The organism is Psychromonas saccharinae (genome assembly GCF_051201515.1).
Classification (GTDB): Bacteria; Pseudomonadota; Gammaproteobacteria; order Enterobacterales; family Psychromonadaceae; genus Psychromonas.
The window spans coordinates 754,385-780,197 of sequence record NZ_CP195153.1 but is presented as its reverse complement, the minus strand read 5'-3'; the positions used below and the strand labels follow the sequence as shown (position 1 = coordinate 780,197).

17 protein-coding genes and 1 pseudogene are annotated in these 25,813 nt (G+C 38.6%); 13 read left to right on the top strand and 5 right to left on the bottom strand.

Annotated features, from left to right (window positions below; genetic code table 11):
* Positions 1 to 44: 44 nt before the first annotated feature.
* Positions 45 to 1,790 carry a cache domain-containing protein gene (locus tag ACR30L_RS03460; protein ID WP_435236651.1) on the top strand — a complete coding sequence of 582 codons (1,746 nt, stop codon included), beginning with the start codon at positions 45 to 47 and terminating at the stop codon, positions 1,788 to 1,790.
* Between the two features lie 219 nt (positions 1,791 to 2,009).
* Here the strand turns inward: ACR30L_RS03460 and deoA are convergent, their stop codons facing one another.
* The 5 genes from deoA to ACR30L_RS03435 form a co-directional block, all read right to left on the bottom strand.
* Complete coding sequence (gene deoA / locus ACR30L_RS03455) at positions 2,010 to 3,341, bottom strand: thymidine phosphorylase (protein ID WP_435236650.1); 1,332 nt, start codon at positions 3,339 to 3,341, stop codon at positions 2,010 to 2,012.
* A 20-nt stretch (positions 3,342 to 3,361) separates the two neighbouring features.
* On the bottom strand, positions 3,362 to 4,138 hold the full coding sequence (gene deoC / locus ACR30L_RS03450) for a deoxyribose-phosphate aldolase (protein ID WP_435236649.1): 777 nt from the start codon (positions 4,136 to 4,138) through the stop codon (positions 3,362 to 3,364).
* Between the two features lie 230 nt (positions 4,139 to 4,368).
* Positions 4,369 to 5,307, bottom strand: coding sequence for a LysR family transcriptional regulator (locus ACR30L_RS03445; RefSeq protein ID WP_435236648.1), 939 nt, complete (start codon positions 5,305 to 5,307; stop codon positions 4,369 to 4,371).
* Between the two features lie 436 nt (positions 5,308 to 5,743).
* Positions 5,744 to 5,956, bottom strand: a complete 213-nt coding sequence (gene rpmE / locus ACR30L_RS03440) for a 50S ribosomal protein L31 (RefSeq protein ID WP_435236647.1) — start codon at positions 5,954 to 5,956, stop codon at positions 5,744 to 5,746.
* 255 nt (positions 5,957 to 6,211) lie between these two features.
* Positions 6,212 to 7,570, bottom strand: a complete 1,359-nt coding sequence (locus tag ACR30L_RS03435) for a hypothetical protein (protein WP_435236646.1) — start codon at positions 7,568 to 7,570, stop codon at positions 6,212 to 6,214.
* 148 nt (positions 7,571 to 7,718) lie between these two features.
* On the opposite strand from ACR30L_RS03435, the gene ACR30L_RS03430 reads away from it, so the two are divergent.
* The 12 genes and pseudogenes from ACR30L_RS03430 (at position 7,719) to ACR30L_RS03375 (ending at position 25,734) form a co-directional block, all read left to right on the top strand.
* Positions 7,719 to 9,629: a methyl-accepting chemotaxis protein gene (locus ACR30L_RS03430; protein ID WP_435236645.1), complete on the top strand. Its 1,911-nt coding sequence runs from the start codon at positions 7,719 to 7,721 to the stop codon at positions 9,627 to 9,629.
* Between the two features lie 783 nt (positions 9,630 to 10,412).
* Positions 10,413 to 11,363 carry a transaldolase gene (gene tal / locus ACR30L_RS03425; RefSeq protein WP_435236644.1) on the top strand — a complete coding sequence of 317 codons (951 nt, stop codon included), beginning with the start codon at positions 10,413 to 10,415 and terminating at the stop codon, positions 11,361 to 11,363.
* A gap of 248 nt (positions 11,364 to 11,611) precedes the next feature.
* Positions 11,612 to 12,877, top strand: coding sequence for a NupC/NupG family nucleoside CNT transporter (locus ACR30L_RS03420; protein WP_435236643.1), 1,266 nt, complete (start codon positions 11,612 to 11,614; stop codon positions 12,875 to 12,877).
* 128 nt (positions 12,878 to 13,005) lie between these two features.
* Positions 13,006 to 13,779: a deoxyribose-phosphate aldolase gene (gene deoC / locus ACR30L_RS03415; RefSeq protein ID WP_435236642.1), complete on the top strand. Its 774-nt coding sequence runs from the start codon at positions 13,006 to 13,008 to the stop codon at positions 13,777 to 13,779.
* A complete protein-coding gene (locus ACR30L_RS03410) occupies positions 13,779 to 15,029 on the top strand; it encodes a phosphopentomutase (RefSeq protein WP_435236641.1) in 1,251 nt (416 codons plus the stop codon). The genes deoC (ACR30L_RS03415) and ACR30L_RS03410 overlap by 1 nt, the downstream gene beginning before the upstream one ends.
* Positions 15,030 to 15,080: 51 nt before the next feature.
* Positions 15,081 to 15,791 (top strand): purine-nucleoside phosphorylase, encoded by a 711-nt coding sequence (gene deoD / locus ACR30L_RS03405; RefSeq protein ID WP_435236640.1) that lies wholly within the window; start codon positions 15,081 to 15,083, stop codon positions 15,789 to 15,791.
* A gap of 372 nt (positions 15,792 to 16,163) precedes the next feature.
* Positions 16,164 to 16,973 (top strand): outer membrane protein OmpK, encoded by an 810-nt coding sequence (locus ACR30L_RS03400; RefSeq protein ID WP_435236639.1) that lies wholly within the window; start codon positions 16,164 to 16,166, stop codon positions 16,971 to 16,973.
* A gap of 657 nt (positions 16,974 to 17,630) precedes the next feature.
* A complete protein-coding gene (ushA, locus tag ACR30L_RS03395; RefSeq protein ID WP_435236638.1) occupies positions 17,631 to 19,292 on the top strand; it encodes a bifunctional UDP-sugar hydrolase/5'-nucleotidase UshA in 1,662 nt (553 codons plus the stop codon).
* Between the two features lie 125 nt (positions 19,293 to 19,417).
* Positions 19,418 to 20,497 carry a porin gene (locus ACR30L_RS03390; protein ID WP_435236637.1) on the top strand — a complete coding sequence of 360 codons (1,080 nt, stop codon included), beginning with the start codon at positions 19,418 to 19,420 and terminating at the stop codon, positions 20,495 to 20,497.
* Between the two features lie 38 nt (positions 20,498 to 20,535).
* Positions 20,536 to 23,691, top strand: coding sequence for an ExeM/NucH family extracellular endonuclease (locus tag ACR30L_RS03385; protein ID WP_435236636.1), 3,156 nt, complete (start codon positions 20,536 to 20,538; stop codon positions 23,689 to 23,691).
* 72 nt (positions 23,692 to 23,763) lie between these two features.
* Positions 23,764 to 24,303: pseudogene (locus ACR30L_RS03380) on the top strand (carbohydrate binding domain-containing protein); the annotation flags it as partial.
* Between the two features lie 90 nt (positions 24,304 to 24,393).
* Positions 24,394 to 25,734: an endonuclease gene (locus ACR30L_RS03375; RefSeq protein ID WP_435237867.1), complete on the top strand. Its 1,341-nt coding sequence runs from the start codon at positions 24,394 to 24,396 to the stop codon at positions 25,732 to 25,734.
* Positions 25,735 to 25,813: the final 79 nt, after the last annotated feature.

Below are 25,813 nucleotides of genomic sequence, written 5' to 3'. Positions count from 1 at the left end.
AAACTAGATCAAGAATGATTAAATTTCACACCAAGGAATGCTTAGTGAAAAGGCAAAACCTCACCATAACTATTTTTATAAGTATTTGTTTGCTTGCTGCAATCACTTTGTTGATTACCGGATCTCTTTGGATTCATGCAGTTCAAGAACGGTTTAAAGCGGAATCCTCTCAAATTCGAGATATTCATATTCTTAATATGAAAACAGAAATCAAAAATAGTGTCGACTCGCTAGTGCAATTTATCGAATACAGAAAGCAAACCACCGAAGATATCCTTAAAAAAGACCTGCATGAACGCGTTGATAATGCTTATTCAATCATCCAAGGAATCTATGAAAAAAATAAAGGTAAGTTGCCTCCCAGTGAAATAAAATCCCAAATTATCGCCACACTTCGTGATATTCGTTTCAATGATGGTCGTGGTTATTACTTTATTGATACCTTAAAAGGAGAAGTCATCCTTTATCCGACCATTCCAAATAATGAAGGTAAAAACCTGATAGATTTACAGGATGATCGCGGTAATTATGCACTTCGAGAAGAAATAGAATTAGTTAAAAAACAAGGCGCTGGTTATTTAAATGGCTACTGGAGAAAGCCAGGAGTTTCACACAGTGACTTTAAGAAAATCACCTATGTCAGAGCCTTCCCTCCCTATAATTGGTATATTGGTACCGGAGAATATGTTGATAATGTCTCGTCACAAATTCAAAATGAAATCAAAGCTTATGTTAACCAACTAAACTACGGTCACTTTAATCAACAATATATATTTATTCATGATACTGAAGGGATTGAACTCGCAAATGGATTATTCCCCGAGATGATCGGCCAAAATAATTACGATTTAGAAGATCTAAACGGCGTTAAAGTCTTTCAAGAACAGCTTAAAATTTCTCAATCGCCACAACATGGCGGGTTTTTAACCCACTACTGGCCTAAGCCCAATAATAAAGGCTCGATGAAGAAACTAACCTATGTGACTTCAATACCAGATTGGAATTGGGTCGTTGGTTCAGGTATTGATATGCAATTTTTAGAAAATCTCGTTGCGAATAAAAAACTAGAATTACAGCATTACGTGCGAGCAGAAATTACTAAAATCATTTTACTCTTGGCATTTATTTTTATTATTAGCTTATTAATGGCCAAACTCGCTGTTTCTTCGATCAATAAAAACATCACCTTATTTGTTAAAAATATGGAAAAATCATCACATAATTTAAGCATGATAGATGTTGAAACCGTTGAATACAATGACTTTAAAAATTTAGCCGTTGTCTCCAATCAAATGACTCACAGAATCAATACCCTGCTCTACAAGGATGAATTAACCGGCTTATTTAACCGTCGCTATATTAATAAAACCTTTTCTTCATTAGTCTCACAGGCAATGGAAAGTAAACAAAATATCTCATTAATTATGTTTGATATTGATCTATTCAAAGAAGTAAATGATCAATACGGTCATCAAACCGGTGATGTTGTACTAATAAAAATCGCTGAAATAATTCAAAGTACAGTAAGAGATAATGACTATGTTGGCCGTTATGGTGGAGAAGAAATGGTGGTTATCCTACCGAATACAGAAAACGCCACTACCTTCGAAATCGCACAACGGATACGGAAGAAAATCGAGGCGCATAACTTTGCGCAAGTAGACAAAATAATTACAATTAGCGGCGGCATTGTCACCAGCCATAAAATAACGGCCGATGAAATGATTAAACAAGCTGACGATAAATTATATCAAGCCAAAAACAATGGCCGCAATCAAATCGTTGGTTAAGTTACCGACATTGAGCCGAGCAACTAGCTAGGTGTGATATTAAAGATCGTAACTACTCAGGCCGTCGCCCTTTAAGCTTATTTCATCGTTGAAAAATGCTCATTTAAACCACTAAACTGCGCTTTTTCGCCTTGAACTAAGCATAAATGGCTTATCCCTGAGTATTTACACTCTATTTATGACAAAATTCATGAAATTTTAATGGGTGCGGAGTAGTTACTAAAGATCTTCTGCTCTTATTTGACCATACACATCGGGTGTTGATTGGTATGCTTCACAGCCAACTTTAATCGCTTTACGTAATGCTTCAGCCGCCTCTTGCCACTGCGATTCGTTACGAGCATGAATCACAGCAAGAGGAGTTTCTTGATCCGCGATATCACCTAAACGAATAAAATCATCAAAGCCAACGGCATAATCAATAGTATCAGTCGACACTCGCCGTCCTCCGCCCATACTGACCACTGCCATGCCGATTGCACGCGTATCCATTGCATAAACGGTACCTGATTGCGCTGCAAATACCGGCTTGATAATATCGGCTTTTTCTAGGTAATGGTCATAATTTTCGACAAAATCTTTAGGCCCACCTAAACCTGTTACCATTTTAGCAAAGCACTGCGCTGCACGGCCGTCATCTAATACTGCTTGCAACTTTTGGCGTGCTTGCTCACTACTTTCAGCTAATCCACCAAGTACAAGCATTTCTGCACAAAGGGTCATGGTAATTTCATATAAACGAGGATTTTGATATTCACCGGTCAAAAATCGCACCGACTCACGCACTTCTAATGCATTTCCCGCCGAAGAAGCAAGCACTTGGTTCATATCAGTTAAAATCGCCGTGGTTTTCGTGCCCGCACCATTTGCGACCGCCACAATTGATTTAGCCAAGGCTTCAGAATCTTCATAAGTAGGCATAAATGCACCAGAGCCCACTTTCACATCCATCACTAATGAATCAAGTCCTGCGGCCAGTTTTTTAGATAAAATCGACGCCGTAATTAAACTAATATTATCAACTGTCGCAGTAATATCTCGCACCGCATAAACACGTTTATCTGCCGGCGCTAAATCCCCAGTTTGACCAATAATCGCAACGCCAGCATCCTTAGTCACTTGACCAAAAACGGCATTATTTGGAGTAATATTATAACCAGGAATAGATTCAAGCTTATCTAATGTACCTCCCGTATGTCCCAAACCTCGCCCAGAGATCATGGGCACAAAACCTCCACAGGCGGCCACTAAAGGGCCTAAAATTAATGACGTAACATCTCCAACCCCACCGGTTGAATGTTTATCAACAATTGGACCAGAAAAATCCATATGCTCCCAATTCATCACCATTCCAGAGTCACGCATTGCACAGGTCAACGCAATGCGTTCGGGCATGGTCATTTCATTAAAGAAAATAGTCATAGCAAAAGCGCCAATTTGACTATCGGAAATGCTATCGTCTGCAACACCTTTAATAAAAAACTCAATTTCTGCGGTAGTTAATACTTCTCCATCACGCTTTTTACGAATAATTTCTTGCGGTAAAAACATTGGCGCCTCCTGTTTTAACGTTAGTACGCGCTCACATCAGCTGTTTCATCACTAACATCAAGCGTATTCAACAAATTAGTGAGTAAACTTGATGCGCCAAAACGATAATGCATATTATCAACCCAATCAGCCCCTAAAATATCATCGGCCATCGCTAGATATTGTGCCGCATCTTCGGCTGTTTTTACGCCACCAGCAGGTTTAAAACCAACAGATTCAGCTACACCCATATCACGAATAACTTTTAGCATAATTTCTGCCGACTCAGGCGTTGCATTCACTGGCACTTTACCCGTTGATGTTTTAATAAAGTTAGCACCTGCATTAATTGCGATTTCAGCAGCACGTTTAATCAAGGCGGGTTGTTTTAATTCACCGGTTTCAATAATCACTTTCAGCAAAGTATCACCGCAGGCTTGCTTGCATTGTTTGACCAATTCGAAACCCGTTGTTTCATCACCAGCGATAAGCGTACGATAAGGAAAAACAACATCCACCTCGTCTGCACCGTAGGCAATCGCCGCTTTTGTTTCAGCAACTGCAATATCAATATCATCATTACCATGTGGAAAATTAGTGACCGTTGCAATACGGATTTCTGGCGTACCTTGTTGTTTAAGTGTTTTTTTAGCGATAGGAATAAAACGAGGATAGATACAAACAGCGGCGGTATTTCCAACGGAAGTTTTAGCATTATGACAAAGCTCAATCACTTTTTGATCAGTATCATCGTCATTTAATGTAGTTAAATCCATTAATTTAAGTGCACGTAAAGCTGCTGCTTTTATATCAGACATTATTTATCTCCAGTTTTATGATTAGTAACAACAAGACAATTGCAGTCCACTAAAAAACATTGAAAATAAACATGTTAATCGATAATAGTAGTTTGGTCACAATAGCCTAATTAATAATAAAACTATATACCCAATTAAATAGTTGATATATCGGGTATTAGTTAAAAGACTTTTTACCTATGGAAAGAATAAAAGATATTCAAGGGGTAATTCACATTTAATGGTGTGTGTTATTTATCTTTGATAAAAGCAGCTAAACGAACATCCCAGTATGGGGGGCATCCAATTTTTCCCTTCAAAAAAGAAATAACAGCACTTAATCTTTCTGGTAAGTGTTTTTTCCGAGGGTAAACAGCATACACAGGCATTTCTAGGTTTGCCTTCCAATCTGGTAATAATTGAACCAATTTTCCCGTTGAAAATTCATCGGATAATAAATAAGTAGCGATATAACCAATACCGTGACCAGCAATAACCGCATCTCTCACCGCCTCAGAAAGATCAACTCGATAATTTCCCGAGACATGGATATTAAATTTTTCATTCCCCTTAATAAAGGGCCAGTGATTATAACTGCGCGCACTACTGTGATAGGTGACACAATTATAATTAACTAAATCTTCGGGATGTGCTGGTGCTGGATGTTGTGCCAGATAAGCCGGCGAAGCGGAAAGAATAAAATTACTGTCTGCAATACGTTGGGCAATATAACCTTCACTAATATTCGAATGAGTTGTGATCCACAGGTGAATATCTTCATTCAACATATCTACTTTATGATCACACAAGCTTATTTCGAAATTAATTTCGGGAAACTTTTCCTGTAATTTATCCAGAACAGGAATAACATGCAATGCGCCAAAAGAACAGGGTATTGCTAAGCGAATTGTACCTGACATCTGCTCCCGTTCATCCATCATCGACGCTTCTGCATTTTGTACCGCCGAGTATACCTGCCCACAATATTCTGAAAATTGGATACCGGCACTGGTCAGCGTCAAGTTTCGCGTCGTCCTTTGCACTAATTGGACATTTAGTTCTGCCTCCAATTTACTTAATTGCTTACTGACATAGGAAACCGATACCCCTAACCTCTCGGCAGCCTTCGTGAAACTGCCGGTTATTTTTAAAATATGTATGATATACATCTGATGAGCACGATTTTGCATAGTAATCCAAGCTAAGGTAAACACGCTTTATCTTACAAACAGAAACTACCTACGTCAAAGCGATGATTCGTCAAGCTAAAATGACGAGTGGCGAGTTGCGAGCTAATAGCCGCGAATAAAACCAAAGTACGTAGCCCAACTCGGAGCTCGGAACTAAAAAAACTAGCGGCGAGTTGCGAGCTAATAGCTGCTAGTAAAACCAAAGTACGAAGCCCAACTCGGAGCTCGGAACTAAAAAAACTAGCGCCGAGTTGCGAGCTAATAGCCACGAATAAAACCAAAGTACAAAGCCCAACTCGGAGCTCGAAACTCGAAGTTCGAAGTTAAAATCTCGCTGTTTATCGCTAACATTCATCTAAAACGCTAAGCATCAGACATAAAAAAAGGCTCCCGTAGGAACCTTTCGAATCGTTCTATCTTTCTAAAAAAATTAAGCTTATTTAGAAGAAAGTGAACCGAAACGTTTTTTGAATTTATCAATACGACCACCAGTATCAACAACACGTTGAGTACCAGTGTAGAATGGGTGACATGCACCACAAATATCTAGTGTGATGTCTTTGCCAGCTGTTGAGCCAACTTTAACAACGTTACCACATGAACAAGTCGCTGTGATTTGTGCGTATTCTGGATGGATACCATTTTTCATAGGGAAAACCTCTTTTGGGCCGTGTCGCTGCTCTGCATAAATAAATCATTTTACTTAGCAAAGTACCACACGTATTTATCATAAAATCTAAGGCGCGAATTATATAGCAATGATTAAAAAAAAGATAACTTTTTTAATCTATTAATTAACTTAAATTAAGCTAGCCAAGATATATCAAAAATACAATTTAAAATCATATGGTTACAATTTTTATTATTCAATTAAACTTGGTATTTTTATTATAGCAAACGATGACTACCGATTCATTATTAACTGTAAGGCCTCATCTAACAACGTTTCCGGCGTATAAACCCTATCGGTAATAGCCAATTTATTAGCGGTAGTTGCATGGCTACTTAATTCACAATAATTAAATATAGTACGGTGAATTTCCGATAAATTATCAATAACCGCCATACTATTAACCCCTTGGTATAGGCGTTGTTGTAAATAATCAGCGAATAAATCAACACTATCCCCCAGCGGGCGCTTAATGTCTTCACTTATATTTTGTTGATTAACAATGGGAGAATAACCACCAGAATTATCGCTAAACCATTTATCTTTCCACCACCCCATTTCTTTTCCTTGAGAAAAATCATTCGCATTTTTAAATGGAATAAAGAAACAAACATTTGCACTACCTGCTTTGATATCCGGGTAGGCAGCCATCAATGCCGCAGACCGAAAACAACTTTCATGTTCGATATAGTGAATATAGGTATCAACATGTTCTACAAATACATTAAGTAACTGAAAATGGACATACGTTAACTTATCAGGATAAATTAAACGGCATTTACTGACGGGTTTTAACTCCCCCACTAACAACTGCTCAAAATGATTACGTTTCATATGCTGTTGATAACGTTCAATAATAACATTCTCTAAATTATCAGAGTCAATGCTAGTGATAATGGTATTTTCTTTTTCATCGTAGCTATAATAGTCACTGATCTTTTGCTTCGTCAGATTATTCGTTTGTAATAAAATATAGCCGCTTTCTACCTCTGCTGTAATCAAATGATAAATGCCGCGTTGATGTGAAAAATGTAATAACTTACCTTGGGTTGTCATTGCCATTTTTTGTTTATGCAATGATTTCTCTTCATTTAAACGGCTAAAATTCGAAAAAATCAACGCTAATTTATCGAGATAAAAATAATATAAGCGCGCAGATAACCCAGTATTTTTTATCGATTCATTTAACTCTGTTTTAGCAAGCACTGCATTAAGCACATGGTTAAGCGCTTCTTTATTTTTAATTTTTGCAACGGTAAATACATGCTGACATTGAATACATTTTTTTCGTTGTGTTCCCGCAGATGTAAAACCATTTAGTTTTGCTTGTGTTTCTTCAGTAAGAAAAAAACAATCATTGCATTGAGGACACCCTGTTAACTTTCGACCAAATTGATAAGCAAATTTCTCATCAAAAACCGCATTCACAACTGTATTTTTTATCCAGGGTGGATGACTACCACAGGCCCTACATTCGGTTGCCCAATAACCTAAACGCTCACTTTTATAGACATAATCATCACTTTCAATAACACCAAAATTTTTACATGAAACGGTTTTACAACAATTAAAATTTTTCCTAAACACGGCCATTTACAGTTCCAATTTCAGAATACCAATAATCTATTTTATTAAATAATAATAAATCATAAATACAATTTTCTTTATATTTATTAAAATTCGAATTTAAATCTATATTTAGACCTATAATATCCGGCTAACAAATTATAGGAATGACTAAATGAAATTTTTAAACACACTTTCTATTCGCTCTAAATTAGTGATTGCAATGCTAATGGCAGTGATAATTTCAACGGCAATCGTTGGGTATGTCGGACATTCAAAAGCAAAAGAACTACTTGTCTCTCGACTTCAGCAGTCAGACCTACCGAATTTATTATATGGCGTGCGCAATTCCATTGGTGGTGAGATTTCAGAAATGAAAGCATTGGCAAAAACCATTGCGACTAATCCCTTTTTATTAGACTGGGTCGAAGCCGGCGCAACACCAGAAGATGAGCCTAATGTCATTAAAATGCTAGGAAAAATTGCATCGGACAATAATTTAAGTGGTGCTTCTTTTGCCGACCGCACGACCGCTAAATATTGGAATCAAGATGGTTTTTTACGCGTGCTTCAAAATGACCAATACGATAGTTGGTTTTTTGACTTTAAAAATAGTGGCAATGCTGAACTTGCAAGTATGTACACAGAGCAAAATGGTGACACCAATATTTATATCAATTATCAACAATTAAATGGGCGTGGGATTGCAGGTTTATCCAAATCATTTAATGCCATGGTAGATTATTTAAATAGCTTTAATATTGAACAAACCGGCTTTGTGTTTTTGGTCGATAACGCAGGCCTAGTAAAAATTCACAAAGAAACAGACAAAAACGAAAAGACAAATATCGCAGATATCTATCAAAATATTGATGTAAAGCCGTTGTTATCTAAGCAAGGGTTTTCCTTCCAAGAAACCACTGATTTAATTATAGCGACTAGCTATATTCCAGCTCTCGATTGGTATGTTGTGGCACAAGTACCAAAGGCAGAACTTTATGCTGGGCTAGATGAATCTCGAAACTATATTTTTATGTGGCTTGTTATTATTATTGTCGCTTTTTCCTTGGTCAGTATTATTTTAGCAAAAAGCTTAACCAAACCGATTCACAACTTAACCGATGTATTTAAAGAACTTGGCGAAGGTGACGGCAACCTCAGTTATCGACTTGATGAATCTGGCGGAGATGAAATTGCCCAATTAGCAAAAGGATTTAATGCTTTTATTAGCAAAATATATTCAACCGTTAATGATGTTTCTTCAACCTCTAAAGATGTCCATCAAACATCAATTGAAGTATCTGAATACGCACAGCAATCTCAACAAGATGCCCATCAACAACTTGATATTGCAACACAGGTTGCAACGGCCATCAGTGAAATGGGATCAACAATTTCAGAAATTGCATCAAATGCCGTCAATTCTTCAGATTCAACGAATGAAGCTATCGGCCAAGCGAAAAATGCGCAACAAGTTGTACAGCTTTCCACTGAGAACATTCATCAAATGTCATTAAAAATGGATGCAGTCTCAACCATTATCGAATCCTTAGCAGAGAAAAGTGATGCGATCAGTGCAGTACTGGATGTGATTAGCAGTATTTCAGATCAAACCAACTTACTTGCATTAAATGCAGCCATCGAAGCAGCCAGAGCGGGCGAACATGGTCGAGGATTCTCCGTGGTTGCCGATGAAGTACGTGGACTTGCTAAACGTACAAGCGACTCAACCGATGAAATTAATCAAATGATCAGCCTGTTGCAATCGGAATCTAAGCAAGCAGTCAAAGGCGTAAAGGAAAGTAAAGAAACCGCAGACGTAAGTGTTATCGATGCACAGAAAACCACCGAAGCACTCGATCAAGTTGTTCAAAATATTCAAGCTATTTCAGATTTGAATGCACAAGTAGCAACGGCAACGGAAGAACAAGCAGCCGTGGTAAATGAAATTGATATTCACGTCCATACTATTTGTGATTGTACGGAAAGTAGTACGCAAAATTCGACCAAAATGGCAGCGTCGAGTGAAGCACTTACAAATATGTCAACTCGACTCGATAGTTTAGTCAAACAGTTTAAGTTTTAATACTCACTCACTTAATACACAATCTAAAAGTGTGCTTAATAAAACGCTTTTAGATTGTATTCAACAAAATAATGACATGCTTCTGTAGATTACTCAGGCTGTTTTTGTAAAAAGCTTAAAAGCACTACCACGCACAATTCATGTGACTGCGACACTGCGTTTCGGTTGGCATTCATTAACAGAGGTGCAGTGCGCTACACGGAAAAAAGACTAAAACAAGAGGTGATAAACTAATTACTGCTTATTTTGTGCTTTTCTCTTTTAACTCGGTGTCCTCTGTGGTGCATTTCTAATAATTTTAATTCTTTGTCTGCTCTACCTGAATTAAGTGAATAAGCATGAATAATTATTGATGTTTACCATTCGACTTAATAAATAAACAGGATGATTTATTCACTTAATTTTAAGTTGTCACTTGTTTCCGTTCCCGCCACTTTCTTGTAATAATTTCGCCCTCTTTTTCTCCAATTCCCCCCTCTCATTTAATCTTAAATAAATATTTGCTTAATTTTTAAAGATTAATATTAATATCAGTAAATTTAACAAATATTAATTGTAACTCATTAAAATTTAAAGATTTAATTAACCCCATACAAAAACAACACATTTTGTTAATAAGCACAATAATAATATCGAAAAATAGTATTCTATGGGGCTAGATCACACTTTAAAGATCCGTTACTCAATAAACTTCCTTCCATCAAAAGAGCGAAATGGCATGGCTAGCTTGCTATTGTGTATGCACATTCCGTTAACGATTAAATATTTTAAAAGAGAAATTTTATGGCGAATAAATTAGATCAACTACGTACGTTCACGACCGTTGTTGCCGATACAGGTGATATTGAAGCAATGCAAAAATATCAACCTGAAGATGCCACAACGAACCCTTCTCTTATTTTAAAAGCAGCACAACTACCTGCTTATGATGCATTAATTGAAGATGCAATTAGCTACGCAAAAAAACAAAGTGATGATAAAACCCAACAAGTTCAAGCTGCCTGCGATATGTTGGCCGTTAATATTGGTAAAGAAATTTTAAATATCATTCCTGGCCGTATCTCGACAGAAGTTGATGCCCGCCTTTCCTATGACACAAATGCAAGTTTAGCGAAAGCACGCCAGCTTATTCAAATGTACAACGATGCGGGTATCAGTAATGACCGCATTTTGATTAAACTTGCTGCCACTTGGCAAGGCATTCGCGCGGCAGAAATTTTAGAACAAGAAGGGATTAACTGTAACCTTACCCTACTCTTTTCCTTTGCCCAAGCTCGCGCCTGTGCTGAAGCACGCGTGTTCCTTATCTCTCCTTTTGTTGGTCGCATTATGGATTGGTATAAAAAAAGTGAAGGTCATGATTTTACGCCAGAGAATGATCCCGGTGTTAAATCGGTTTCAGATATCTACAACTATTACAAAAACTACGGTTACAAAACCGTAGTGATGGGTGCAAGTTTTCGAAATACAGGCGAAATATTAGAGATTGCAGGGTGTGATCGATTAACCATTAGCCCTGAATTGCTTCAACAACTAGCAGATGAGCAAGGTGAAGTAGTACGTAAATTAGTCCCTAATAAGAATATTCAAGTACCTCCAGTCCCCCTTACTGAGGCGCAATTCCTCTGGGATCACAACCAAGATCCAATGGCTATCGAAAAGCTTGCCGAGGGCATTCGAAACTTTGCTATTGACCAAGATAAATTAGAAAAAATGATAGAAAAACGTCTTTAATCCAGGTTTAACCATGCAATACACATAAATAAAATAATACCAAAGAAATTAAGTAAGTGTTCAAGTCTTGCGCAGGAAAAATAAGCGCTAACAAGGCGTGAGTTGCAGGAGATAGTTGTTCTCACTTCAACACTCACAACGTAGTTAAGGTTGATTTTAACCAGCAAGAATGATCACCTTTTTATTTCCTTTGGTATAAAAGCTGATAACTCCTTATCAGCCTTCATATTTCAAAATGGAGCGTCAACATGCAAATAATTATGGGCTTAATCGGGATTGCTTCCCTGATCGTCATCGCAGTGCTTTTTTCGAGTAATCGTAAAGCCATCAACTTACGTACCGTAGGCGGCGCATTTGCTCTACAAGCCCTAATACCTGCAATCGTTATTTTTACTGATTCAGGCGCAGCTATTCTTGGCGGTATGTCATCGGCAGTACAAACGGTGATCGACAGTGCAAATGCTGGCGTTAGCTTTCTCTTCGGCGGATTAGTGTCTGGAAAAATGTTTGAAGTCTTTGGTGGTGGCGGTTTTGTTTTTGCCTTTAAAGTGCTACCAATCATTATCTTCTTCGCTTCATTAATGGCGGTACTTTATTACTTAGGTGTGATGCAGTTTATTGTTAAAGTATTCGGTGGTGCACTGCAAAAACTATTAGGTACAAGCCGCACTGAATCCCTTTCTGCCGCTGCTAACGTATTTGTTGGTCAAACCGAAGCGCCATTAGTCGTTAAACCGTATATTAAATCCATGACACGTTCTGAATTATTTGCGGTAATGGCTGGTGGTTTAGCGTCCGTGGCTGGTTCAGTACTAGCCGGTTACGCATCATTAGGGGTTAGTCTTGACTACCTGATTGCCGCTTCTTTTATGGCAGCACCGGGTGGTCTATTAATGGCAAAATTATTAGAACCTGAAACGGAAAAACAAACAGATAATGACCCTGTATTAAGTAAAGAAGAAGCCTTAGCTGAACAAGAAGATCAACCCGTAAATGTTATCGATGCAGCGGCATCAGGTGCGTCTTCAGGTTTACATTTAGCGTTAAATGTTGGCGCAATGTTGATTGCTTTTATCGCATTAATTGCTTTAATCAATGGCATGTTAGCTGCCGTTGGTGGTGTATTTGGACTAGAAGCATTAACACTGCAACAAATTCTAGGCTATTTATTTGCTCCTATCGCATTTTTAATTGGTGTGCCTTGGTCTGAAGCCATGCAAGCCGGTAGCTTATTAGGGCAAAAATTAGTGGTCAATGAATTTGTTGCTTATATCGATTTTGTGGGCATCAAAGAAACACTAAGTGCTAACACACAGGTTATTATTACGGTGGCTTTATGTGGCTTTGCTAACTTATCATCGATGGCAATATTACTCGGCGGATTGGGTGTATTATCGCCTTCACGCCGACCTGATATTGCAAGAATGGGATTGAAAGCAGTACTTGCTGGTACACTCTCTAACTTTATGAGTGCAGCTTTAGTCGGTATTTTCTTTGCTTTAAGTGTACTTTAGCTTCATTATAGAGGCATGTGTAAATGAGACCGATTACCAACACTGGTGATGGGTCTTTTTTTCCACCGTCTAGAAACAGACGCTAAATAATTTGACTATTTTCTTAAAATAATCGAAGGATTTAAATTATGAGCGATTTACAACAGGCATCTCGTCAAGGGATCCAATTAATGGATCTCACCACATTAAACGACGACGATACCAATCAAAAAGTCATTCAATTATGTAACGATGCTCAATCTGCTGCAGGCAATACAGCAGCCGTATGTATTTACCCCCGCTTTATTCCGATTGCACGTAAAACATTACGAGCACAAAATACCCCTGATATAAAAATAGCAACGGTCACCAATTTCCCACATGGTAACGATGACCTTGAAATTGCGCTTGCAGAAACACGCGCAGCTGTTGCCTATGGTGCGGATGAAGTTGATGTGGTCTTTCCATATCGCGCATTAATGGCCGGTAATAGCGACATTGGTAGCCAGATGATTGCCGGTTGTCGTGCAATTTGTGGCGATCAAGTAACACTGAAGGTGATTATTGAGTCGGGTGTATTGCAAAGCGAAGCATTAATTCAACAAGCAAGCCAAATTAGTATTGATGCGGGTGCCGACTTTATTAAAACATCAACGGGAAAAGTCGCCGTTAATGCGACATTAGAAGCAGCAGAAATTATGTTGAAAACAATCAAAACATCCGGACGTGATGTCGGTTTTAAAGCAGCGGGTGGCGTAAAAGACGCTCAAACAACCTTTGATTACCTTCAACTTGCACGAAATATTATGGGTGAAGATTGGGTTAATGCCCAACATTTCCGCTTTGGTGCATCAAGCTTATTAGTTAGCTTATTAAACACATTAAATTTAACAGACAAAAAAGCACAGTCAGGAGCATACTAATGAAAAGAACCGTTATTCTATTACTTGATTCTTTCGGAATCGGTGCAGCAGCAGATGCTGATAAATTCATTGGTACAAATCCCGATGGTAGCACCTTTAACGATGTTGGCTCACACACGCTTGGCCATATTGCAGAACTTTGCGCTAAAGGCGAAGCGAATGAAGGACGAGAAGGCCCATTACATATTCCTAATATGAACAAATTAGGGTTAGGTCTTGCCAGCGAAAAAAGCTCGGGTCACTTTCCTATCGGACTAGATAATACCGTTGAACCGATTGGCGCCTATGGTTATGCAAAAGAAATTTCTACAGCAAAAGATACCTCGAGCGGGCACTGGGAAATTGCAGGTGTGCCGGTCTTATTTGATTGGGGTTATTTCACTAAAAAACAAGATAGCTTCCCACAGGAACTGCTCGATGAATTAGTTGAACGCGCGGATTTACCCGGTTACTTAGGAAACTGTCATTCCTCGGGTACGGTAATTCTTGATGAACTTGGTGAAGAACACCTAAAAACCGGGAAACCTATTTTTTATACGTCAGCGGATAGCGTTTTCCAAATCGCCTGTCATGAAGAATCATTTGGTCTAGAGCGTCTTTACAAACTCTGTGAATTGGCGCGTGAATTAGTGGATAAATACAACATTGGTCGAGTTATTGCTCGCCCATTTAGTGGTACCGATAGCAGTAACTTTGCACGTACCGGTAATCGCCACGATTACTCCGTTGTTCCCCCTTCTCCAACGCTACTTGATGAAATGAAAACATCGGGTGGCCAAGTTGTGAGTATCGGTAAAATTTCTGACATTTACGCTGAACAGGGTATTACTAAAGCCACCAAAGCAACGGGATTAGAAGCCCTCTTTGATGCGAGTCTTGATGAATTAAAACAAGCTGGCGATCAAACAATTATCTTCACTAACTTTGTTAACTTCGATGCCGACTTTGGCCATCGTCGTAATGTCTCAGGTTATGCTGCGGGATTAGAATATTTCGATAAGCGCTTACCCGAGATGCTTGAAGCACTTGGCGAGGAGGATGTACTTGTACTCACTGCAGACCATGGCTGTGATCCCACTTGGTCAGGTACGGATCATACACGTGAGCACATTCCGGTACTATTCTACGGAAAATCAATCACTCCCGGTTATATCGGTGGCAGAGAAACCTTTGCTGATATTGGTCAAACCATCGCCGATTACCACCATTTACCTAAACTACCATATGGTCAAAATATTTTTGCCGTATAAACAATTATATTTTTAATGGAATAAAACACACAACAAACTGGAGAATAAACAATGGCTACACCTCATATTAATGCAGCAGACGGTGCGTTTGCAGAAACAGTACTTATGCCTGGCGATCCGTTACGCGCTAAATATATTGCAGAAAACTTTTTAGAAGACGCAGTACAAGTCACAGACGTTCGAAACATGCTTGGTTTTACCGGTACCTATAAAGGTAAACGCATCTCAGTAATGGGTAGTGGCATGGGGATCCCGTCATGCTCAATTTACGCAACTGAATTAATTCGTGAATACGGTGTTAAAAACCTGATTCGTGTTGGTAGTTGTGGTGCAGTTAGCACTGATATTAAAGTACGTGATGTCATTATCGGCATGGGTGCATCAACGGATTCTAAAGTAAATCGTTCACGCTTTAGCGGTCATGATTTTGCTGCGATTGCAGATTATGGATTGCTTGAAAAAGCCGTTAATTCCGCAAAGCAACATGGAATTAAAGCACGTGTTGGTAATATTTTTTCTGCTGATCTTTTTTACACGCCTGAACCAGAAATGTTCGATAGCATGGAAAAATACGGTATTTTAGGTGTTGAAATGGAAGCCGCAGGTTTATACGGTGTTGCAGCTGAAGAAGGTGCGAATGCACTATGTATTTTAACGGTTTCTGATCATATCCGTACCGGTGAGAAAACAACTTCTGATGAGCGTCAAAGCAGCTTTAATGAAATGTTGATTATCGCACTTGATTCAGTTGTTGCTGAATAATACAGATGGCTAATTTAGCGCAGTAGTATTACCACTACACCTTGTCAATTTTATTCATTTTCAAGGTGTAGATTATTAATTTTCCTTCCCCTAAAATTTTGTCGAAGCGAATGCGAGAAAATAAGACAATATTTTATTCCCCCTCAAAATTGTCATACAAAATTCATCAAAAACCCGTGAATTTATAATATTTAGACAAATATAAAACCTAATAAAAACAACAAAATACTCTAATATAACATAAAATCGACACAAAAATTGACCAATTGGTCTAACAAATAGCAAAAAAAGAGGGTAAGCTAATTAATGTTAAGTAATAGATGATATTTATTATTACTTTTGTAAGGGAATCTAATTAATAAGGAAACATTAATGAAAAAATCACTTTTAGCGCTTGGCGTGCTAGCAGCAACTTCTTCTACTGCATTTGCAGCCGATTATACCGATGGCGACATCCACAAGAATGACTATAAATGGGCACAATTCAACATAATGTATTCTGTTGGTGAAAAACCATATGGTGGTGATGGAAATGAAGATCATGATTACCTAGAAATGGAATTTGGTGGTCGTTCTGGAATTTTTGATCTTTATGGTTACGTTGATGTTTTTAACTTAACACAAGATGAAGACCAGAAAAAAGCAAACGGTACTGATACTGAAAAAATGTTTATGAAGTTTGCTCCACGTGTATCACTTGATGCAGTTACAGGTAATGATTTATCTTTTGGTCCAGTACAAGAAGTCTATGTTGCGACTTTATTCAACTGGGGTGGTAACGATGGTGTTGATAATGCCAATATCGGTCTTGGTTCTGATGTCATGGTCCCTTGGCTAGGTAAAGTTGGATTAAATCTTTATGCTCATTATGAGATTGGTGATAAAGAGTGGAATGGTTTCCAAATTTCAACCAACTGGTTTAAACCTTTCTACTTCTTTGAAAATGGTTCATTTATTTCTTACCAAGGTTACATCGATTACCAATTTGGTATGGATAAAGATATTGAATTAGATTCAGGTAGCGGTGGCGCTATGTTTAATGGTATCTATTGGCACTCTGATCGTTATTCTGTCGGTTATGGTCTAAAAGCATACAAAGATGTATATGGTCTTGAAGACGGAGTTTTTGGTTTAGAAACAACTGGTTTCAGCCATTACTTTGCTGCAACATACAAATTCTAGATGTATCTTAGTCATTCATTGATAATTACTTGCTAGCCTTAGCAAGTAATTTTTTTCACCTCAATATCCACTTCCCAAAACATCAAAAATACGACTGAACTATTTTCACCAAAATTTCAATTAACTCCGATTAACGAATAAAAATGCAAGAAAAAAGCATAATAATTCCACTTAAAAAGTTTTCTTATAGTTGCATTGATGATTAAAAAATCGTTTAAATTTCTCAAAAAACGAACAGAGCTTAACCACCTACTGATCTTTTTTTTAGCTAACGTTATATTCAACTATAAATAACAATATATAAGAGTTTTGAAAATCTTAAATATAAACAATAAGTTAAACTAAAAAATGAGATAAATCGATATTTTCAGCAAAAATAAATACTTATCATTCTTGATTAAATCGTTCAATTATCAAACAAAAACCAAGGTAGCAACAGATTTTGTTATAGCTTTAAATCACAATCTACAATTAAACCAAAAGTGTGACACGCATCACACTTTATTATTTTTTGAAAAAATAGACTGATATGGATCAATAAAAAAACAGCGTTTTTAATAGTAATAAATTTGAAACACAAGGTGGATAGAATTCGCATCAATTATGAATCAGACCGATTGAAATAACGGAATATATTAGATTTAGGAAATGGAATTTATGAATAAGAAACACTTTACGCTTGCTACGTTAACACTCCTCTTTGCAACTGGTTGCGCTGTATCTCCGACGCCAGAAATATCATCACATGCTTGGCACCAAGATCAAGAGTATCATCTCACCATTCTTCATACTAACGATAACCATGGTCATTTTTGGCATAACAAATACGGTGAGTTGGGCATGGCTGCTCGTGCAACTTTGATCAATGAGATCCGAACTGAAGTTGAAAATGCAGGCGGCTCAGTACTCACTCTTTCTGGCGGTGATATCAATACCGGTGTCCCTGAATCAGATTTACAAGATGCAGAGCCAGACTTTATTGGCATGAACATGATTGGCTATGACGCAATGGCCGTCGGTAACCACGAATTCGATAACCCGCTTGACGTACTTGCCAAACAAGCTGACTGGGCAAACTTCCCTTTCCTTGCAGCCAATATCTACAAAGACGGTAAACGCATGTTTGCCCCATATAAAATATTCACTAAAAACGGTATCAAAGTTGCCGTTATTGGGCTTACTACGGAAGATACAGCCAAAATCGGTAACCCTGAATTTATTCAACAGGTGACGTTTACCGATCCGAAGCAAGAAGCAAAATTAGTAATCGCTGAGTTGAAAGCGAAATATCAACCCGATGTGATTATTGCTGCAACCCATATGGGGCATTATTTAGATGGTAATCATGGTTCAAATGCACCGGGTGATGTACAACTGGCACGCTACTTAGAAGAAGGTGATTTAGATATGATCGTCGGTGGTCATTCTCAAGAGCCTCTTTGCATGGAAGCTCCAAATCAATATGCCGATTTTAAACCCGGTGATGATTGTAAGCCAGATGTACAAAATGGTACTGATATTGTACAAGCCTATGAATGGGGTAAGTACGTTGGTCGTGCTGATTACACCTTTAAAAATGGAGACTTCACTCTTGAGTCTTACCGACTAATCCCTATTAACTTGAAGAAAAAGGTTGAAAATGCTGACGGTGAAAAAGTGCGTGTATTCGTTGGCGATGAAATTATTCAAGATGCAAACGTAAAAAGTACACTTCAACCTTATCAAGAAAAAGGCCAAGAAGCGTTAAATATTGTCATTGGCCAAACCAATGGTTTATTACAGGGTGAGCGTGACGTAGTGCGTAATAATCAAACCAACCTAGGCCGCTTGATTGCAACCGCACATATGCAGCATGCACAGGCCGATTTTGGCATTATGAATTCAGGCGGCGTACGTGCTTCAATTGAAACGGGTAATATTTCATATAAAGACGTACTCACGGTACAACCCTTTGGCAATATGCTCACTTATGTGGAAATGAATGGCGCAGATATTATTGATTACCTCAATCAAGTTGCAACAAAAAGCAAAGATTCTGGTGCCTATGCACAATTTGCAGGCATTTCCTTAAGTGTCAATAACGGCCAAGTAAGCAATGTAACAATCGCTGGATCCCCTATCGATCTAGCGAAGACCTACCGCTTCACCGTTCCTTCATTTAATGCCGCAGGCGGTGACGGTTACCCTGATATTCGTGCTAACCCGAGTTACGTTAATACCGGTTATGTCGACGCCAATGTGCTGAAAGCTTTTATCCAGAAAAACTCTCCGATTAATATCGCTGACTTTGCCCCTAACAACGAAATAACCTACCAATAATTATTTAAAAGACACTGCCATTTACTTTTGTAGATGGCTTTACACAAAGAAAAAGTGAGCATTCACTTCAGAAACAAAAATAGCGCACAGTACTGTGCAATTAACATTTAATTAAGGATAGTAATATGTTTAAAAGAACAGCACTTTGTATCGCATTATCTGCGTTATTTGTCACTGCAAATACGCAGGCAAGAACTGTGTATGATAATGACCAGGGAGATACCTTATCAGTATATGGTGAAGTCGGAGTCGGTGGCCATATTGGTGCCGATTACGAATACGGTGAATTTTATACGGATGATGAAACCTATATCGACGATAGCTTTGCCACATTGGGAGTAAAAGGTAATTATCAGTCAACTTACTATCGTCTTGAGCTCGATTATGAACGCGAAAATTGGGCCTATGGCTCCGGTGATATGGCACTGGCTATCGATAAAATTTTTATCGGATATAAGATCACGCCAAATCATGCAATTGAATTTGGTTTAACCGATACGGCACTCGACGATTATGACAAATTTGGTGACTTTACGCTTGATACCACGGTCGAAACCGGTGAAGCGGGAGACCAAGAAAACACGCTAAAATATGAGGGCAGATTTTCTGATTTCAAAGCAGGTATTTCTTACTCTTACAATGGTGAAAGCTCATCTGGCTCTGCCTTAGGTGATGTTATTAATGGTTATATCGGTTACTTCAGCGAATACGTTGATGTGGTTGTGGGCGCAGAAACCCGTACTGGATCTGAAGGCGAGTCGAAATACGGCGAACAAACACTTTATACCCTTGGACTACGCGCTTATCTACGTGACGATCTTGCGATTGGTTTGAACGGTTATATTGAAAATGAAGATATTGCCCAAACTAGTACAACAATAGATATCAGCAGTGACGATGAATATACCTACTCTTACAATGACTACCAAACACTTGAAAACAAAGGTGCATTAATTTCAGCCCGTTATCAAGCCACCCCTAAAATCCAACTTACTGGCTCTTTAAATTATGAAGAATATGAAGCATGGGATATCAGTAGTCCCTATGGCGTTTCACCCGATGATGAATATTCATGGGGTAAAGAACGTACTTGGAGCACGTTAGGGGTGAACTTTAACCCAACTAATTCTGTACTTTTCGCGCTTGAATTAAACTTCGGCGAAGCAGCACAAGATGCATACGCTTACTCTCGCGTTTATTTTTAATCGGAATAAATATTAATAAAGAATTAAAGGAAGAATCCATGAACAAGCATATAAACAAGACAGTATTAGCCATTGCCATTGGAAGCATTTTATCAACTAGCGCACATGCAGCCATCACCGACATTATTATTAGTGAATATGTAGAAGGCAGCGCTAACAACAAAGCCATTGAATTAACCAATACCGGCTCAGATGATTACACTTTCACAGATGCTATTGAGCTTCAATACAGCTCTTATACCAATCAAGTTCAAAATGCGAGTGCAGAAAATGTACTCGCCGGACAAACAATTGCAGCAGGTTCAACATTAGTCATCTACAACGGCGCAGCGGAAGATGAACTAGTTAATAGTATTGTCGGTGATAAAGTCGCGACGGGAACCTGGGATGAGGTTGGATATAGCTCATTAAATTATAACGGCGATGAACACGTTGCCATCGTAGATGTTGATGACGATACCACTTACGACACAATAGGCATCGATGGCACCTATTGGGGATCAGATGTCACTGTTCGACGTAGACTTGAAGAAGGTAATGCAACACCTACTCAATCATCAACCTATAATGCCTCGGACTGGGAAGAGTTCGATACCGATAGCTTCGAAGATTTAGGCACATCTACTTATTCTGAATACCAAGAATCAGCAGCCGAGACTTCAGTTTGTGTTCTTGATACACAAACCACAATTGCAGAAGCACAGGGCTCAGGCACGGCATCACCATTAATCGAAAGTTATTATGAAACCGATGAAGCCTACGATATCACTGGTATTGTCACCATGGTCACCAGTAAACCCGTTGCAGGCTTTTATATGCAAGATGTTTCTCCCGATGGTGATGAAACCACTTCCGATGGTATTTTTGTAAAAACATCCAATGCAACCGACGACATGATTGGCAATACTATTTGTGTTAACAGTACGGTCAGCGAATATTACACATTAACACAACTTGAAACCGACGAATGGGATATTGTTGACGATACCAGTTCGGTTCCTGCTGCAACGGATATTGAAATGATTGCCGACGATAACGGCTCATTTAACGCAACCCTAGAGCGTTACGAAGGTATGTTAGTTAATTTGCCTGACGATATTGATCCTAATAGCGACGACGAACAAACCATGCGCGTGACTAAAGCCTTTGGTTTCAACTATGACAGTTATCGTAACGACATGATCCTAGCCTATGAAACGCCCAATATGAATCCGACGCAGGATAATATAGCAGGAAGCGATGAAGCCACTGCGACTGAATTAGAAAACGATGATCACCGTTTAATTATAGAAAGTAGTGAATCTGCTGATGATGGCGATATTCCTTACTACCCTAATTTTAACCTATATCCTGAAGATAATTATGTCCGCATTAACGACAGTGTCGTTGGAATGGAAGGCGTTATTTCCTATGGTTATTCAAACTTTAATTTAGTGGTGACTAATGAGTTAAATAGCAGTAACTTTGTTCATAATGACGACCGAACTAGCTCACCTGATTTAGATACAAGCACTGAAGACGATCACTTTGTTATAAAAGTAGGAACACAAAATCTATTAAATTTGTTTAATTCCCCTTTCGGTGGTGATAGCAATTCCTACGGTGAAAACCGTGGTGCTGACAGTGATGAAGAATACGAAAAACAACTAGCAAAACTCGTATCAGCAATTACTGGATTGAATGCGGACATAGTTGGTTTAATGGAAATTGAAAACAATGGTTTTGGCACAGACAGTGCCATTCAAGCATTAGTTGATGCCATTAATGAAGAATATTACGACGAAGATCCCGATGATGTCGACAGTGATTACTCAACTAGTAACCAATATGTATTTGTTGGCTATGATGCTAATGGCGACCTGGTATTAGATAGCGAAGACTCATTAGGCTCCGATGCAATCAGCACTGGATTATTATACCGCCCATCAAAAGTCAGTATTGAAAGTATGGCAGTGATTGCAATGCCAGAACAGCATGCCGATCCGGTTGTTAATGCGAATAATGCTGTGATGAAAGATGGCGATGGCGCAACACTTGAAAGCGGTGATAACTACCAACGTGATACGTTAACCGCCACCTTTAAAGTCAATAATACAGGTAAAACATTAACCGTTGCGGTTAACCACTTTAAATCTAAAGGTTCAACCTGTGCTGAAGATTGGGATGGCGTTGACTTTATCGATGACGATGGTGCAGTAACCGATATTTGGTCTGACGATGCACCCGATGCGGATTCACAGGGATCCTGTGAAAACTTACGTGTATCAGCTGCCGTTCAACTTGCCGAAGAACTTGATGATATGAGTGACGATATCGTTATTGTTGGCGACTTGAACTCTTACGGACAAGAAGATCCACTATTAGTTTTAACTGAAAATACAACGGGCAAAAAAATTACCTCTGCACGCGACAGTTATATTGATGATAAACCCCAATTTAACTTAAGTGGTTCAGCAGAAACAATCACTGAAAGTTATGGTTACATCAGTGCAGTGAACCTAAAAGATGAAGAAAGAGGCGAATCAAGCTGGAGTTATTCATACGATGATGAAATTGGTTCACTTGATCATATCTTAATCAGCCCATCGTTAGAAACTCGTTTACTCGATGCCGTTGATTGGCATATCAATTCAGCAGAATCTTCTTTATACGATTACAACGAAGAATATAAAGGCGATGATGTTGAAAACTTTTATGTCGATGATGCTTATCGCTCATCGGACCATGACTCTGCCATTATGGCGCTTAGCTACCAATATGGAGAAACAGATTCTGGTGAATCCGTTCATTTAACAATTAGCAGCAGTGCAGTCACTGTTCCTTATGTATTGCCTGAAGGTGCGATAGCAGGCGATGCGATTGAAATTTCATTATCATCAAGCAGCGATATGAGCGAATTGATTGTACCCAATAATATGGAGATCACAGAAGATAACCAATTACTGGCAGAAATTGAACTCTATGGTATTGAAGAAGGTACTTACACAGCAACGATGATCTTAACCCGCGACGGTGAAGTCCAATCTGAATTTACAGAAACAATGAAGTTTACTGCAGCCAGCAAAGATTCAACCACTGCAAGTGTCGCTCCCGCTGAAGAATATGATGGTTCAGGCGGCGGTTCATTTGGTCTATTTTCACTTTTATCTTTACTCGGCTTAGGGTTCCTACGCCGTACTCAAAAAGCGAAATAGCAGATTAAATATGCCGCTATCGATAATATTGATAGCGGCATATTTTTAAAATAATTTTTAAGTGAGAAACACATGGATAATAAATTAAAAACAGGGATAGTTTTACTCTCTTTAGCATTACTGTCTGCCTGTAATAGTAACGATGACAGCAATACAATTAGTAGTAATGGTTATGTAACGCCAACTGACACAACGAGCGAGACAGAAACAACCGAGACTGAAGAAGAAATACTTGTTGAAGACAGTGATAGTAGTGAATCCACTGACGTCACGACTAATTCATTGACTAATGGTAATTTCGCAAGTTGGACTGATAATATTCCCGATGGATGGACAACAATAGAAGACGGAATTACCGTCTCTGAAAGTACTGAAATAGCGTATTCCGATTCCTCTTCCGCTGAAATAACCGTCACAACAGCAACACAAGGTGATACCGATTTCCGTCAATACATTGATGTTATTGAGGGAACTACGTATACATTTTCGGCATGGTTTTACCATACTGAAGGATATATTCGAGCGACTTTATATGTTGATGGATTTAGTCAAATTTATTCAGATCCAGATTTAATTAACCAATGGCAAGAAGTCACTTATAGTTATTCAGCAACTGAAAGTAAAAGTATTGAAGTCGGCTTAAGATTTTATGATTTAACGGGTTTTGATGACCAAGAAATCGTTTATGTCGATAACATTTCATTGACCACTAACTCAGCAACGGACACAACCAATACCGATGAAAGTGAAGAGAGTGACTCGAGCTCAGAAAGCGAAGAAACCTCAACAGAAGAAAATGAATCCGATACAACGAATGAAACAGAAGCGGATTTACTACTAAATGGTGACTTTGAAAACTGGACAGCCTCTCTCCCCGATGATTGGACAACCATTGATACGGGGATAGCAGTAACACAAAATACCGATATTTATGCATCAGGCTCAAGCGCCGCTGCAATAAACGTATTGACAGGTGATCAAGGGGCTACTGATATCCGTCAATCTGTAGACGTCATCGCAGATACAACCTATTCTTTTTCAGCTTGGGTTTACCATACGGAAGGCGGTGTAAGTGCGCGTTTATATATTGGTGGTTACCTTAACTATTCCGATCCAAGTCTGACCAATCAATGGCAAGAAATTAGCTATGAATACACACCAACGGAAAGTGGCACAGTAGAAATTGGTCTTCGTTTTTATGATCAGGATAACTTTGATGGTGAAGAAGTTGTTTATATTGATAACTTTTCCCTTGTAAGTAACACAACAACAGATACCACAGCCTATTATGCGAGCGCAGATGGCCTGACTGGTCTTGAATTAAAAACGGCGCTTTATAATATAATCAAAGATCACACCACCAAAACATACTCAAATTTATGGGACTTTATGAGCGAAAGTTCATTAGATAACTACTATGAAAATGATGGTTCTATTCTCGATATCTATTCAGAAAATCCATCATCATCTGATACTTACAATTACACGGCGGTGACTGATCAGTGTGGCAATTATAGTGGTGAAGGTAGCTGTTATAATCGGGAGCACTCTTTCCCAAAAAGTTGGTTTGACGATGAGTCCCCGATGTACACCGATATCCACCATATATTTGCAAGCGATGGGTATGTTAATGGCAAACGCAGCAACTATCCCTACGGTGAAGTTTCAACACCTACCTATGTTTCGGACAATGGTAGTGAATTAGGCGCAGGATCAACCGCCCTTGGTTACACTGGTACTGTATTTGAACCAATTGATGAATTTAAAGGCGATTTAGCACGCGCATACTTTTATATGGCAACGCGTTACCAAGATGTTATTTCAACTTGGGAAAGTAATTCCGATAATGCCGATGCCGTCTTAGATGGTAGTGCCGATTATGTTTTTGAAGATTGGGTTATTACTATGCTTAAAGAATGGAACGAGCTCGATGAAGTTAGTCAGGAAGAATTAGATCGCAATGAAGCGGCCTATGAATTCCAAGGTAATAGAAATCCATTTGTCGATCATCCCGAATACATTAATCAAATCTGGGCAAATTAAAATATTGCTCGATAAGGTCAAACGCTAACATCAGCGAGAAGATAAAGGAGAAAACATTGCCGATAAAAAGCACTGTTTT